The 1,248-nt window shown below is 67.7% G+C and carries 1 protein-coding gene; it reads left to right on the top strand.

The features are described 5' to 3' along the window. Window positions 1-159 precede the first annotated feature (159 nt). Window positions 160-1,155, top strand: coding sequence for a polyprenyl synthetase family protein (locus ELR45_RS09440; protein ID WP_129665409.1), 996 nt, complete (start codon window positions 160-162; stop codon window positions 1,153-1,155). The last annotated feature ends 93 nt before the right edge of the window (window positions 1,156-1,248 follow it).

Raw genomic sequence — 1,248 nt, 5'->3', positions numbered from 1 at the left:
GTATCCCGTAGTCTGTTAGTTCGTGATGGCGTGTCCCGGACGGGTTCGAACCGGCCGGGGCTCGCCGCGTTCGGGACGAGGTACTCCTCCCGGGTGTCGGTGACAGTCTGCAGCAGCTTAGTCGGCCTGGCCAGGGCCGATAGTGGATGGGAGGTCTCGGTGAGTACTGGCGGTCTCGGGATCCCCGCGGTGGACGCCGGCCTGGAGCAGGCGCTCAGCGCCGGCCTCGACGATGTCGAGGGCCGATTGCTCGCAGCGATCAAGTCGGACGACGAGGTGTTGGACGAGGCCTCGCGGCATCTGGTCAAAGCAGGGGGTAAGCGGTTCCGGCCATTGCTCACGCTGTTGTCCGCGGCGTTCGGTGACGTCGAGGCGCCGGGCGTCGCGCCGGCCGCCGTCGTTGTCGAGCTGACGCACGTGGCGTCGCTGTATCACGACGACGTCATGGACGAGGCAGAGCTGCGTCGAGGAGCGCCCAGCGCGAACGCTCGCTGGGACAACACGGTGGCCATCCTGACTGGGGATTACCTCTTCGCCTGCGCATCGGTGCTCTTGGCCGACCTGGGGCCGGAATCTGTGCGGATCCAAGCCCGCACGTATCAGAGGCTCGTCCAGGGCCAGCTGCGGGAGACTGTCGGGCCTGTCGACGGTGCCGATCCGGTTGAGCACTACCTCACGGTCCTATCGGACAAGACGGCCTCGCTGATCGCTGCTTCGGCCCGGCTGGGTGCGCTCCACGGCGGGGTCTCCGGCGAGGATGTCGAGGTGCTGGCCCGGTACGGCGAGCGTGTCGGGATGGCGTTCCAATTGGCCGACGACCTCCTCGACATCGCCGGCGAGTCGGCGAGATCAGGCAAGCAGCCGGGCACGGATCTGCGGGAGGGCGTGGCCACGCTTCCGGTGTTGTACGCCCGGCGGTCCGCCCGGCCCGGCGACGAGCGTCTGCTGGAGCTCATCTCGGGTCCGCTCACGGACGACGACGCGCACAATGAGGCACTGTCATTGCTACGGGAGCATCCGGCGATGGCGGAGGCCAGGGACGAGGTGCGGCGGTGGGCCGACGACGCCAGGCTGACGCTGGCCACGTTGCCGGCCGTGCCCGCGCGGGATGCGTTGGAGGCGCTCTGCGACACGGTGGTCACCCGCACCAGCTGACAGTCCGATCCAGGCCCCCATGATCATGAACAGTAGCCGTGTAAATAGCACGGTTACTGTTCATGATCATGGAAAGCAGCGTCAGAGGCGCGC

This window comes from Phytoactinopolyspora endophytica, assembly GCF_004138495.1.
Lineage (GTDB): Bacteria > Actinomycetota > Actinomycetes > Jiangellales > Jiangellaceae > Phytoactinopolyspora > Phytoactinopolyspora endophytica.
This window is presented reverse-complemented; position numbering and strand designations above follow the sequence as displayed.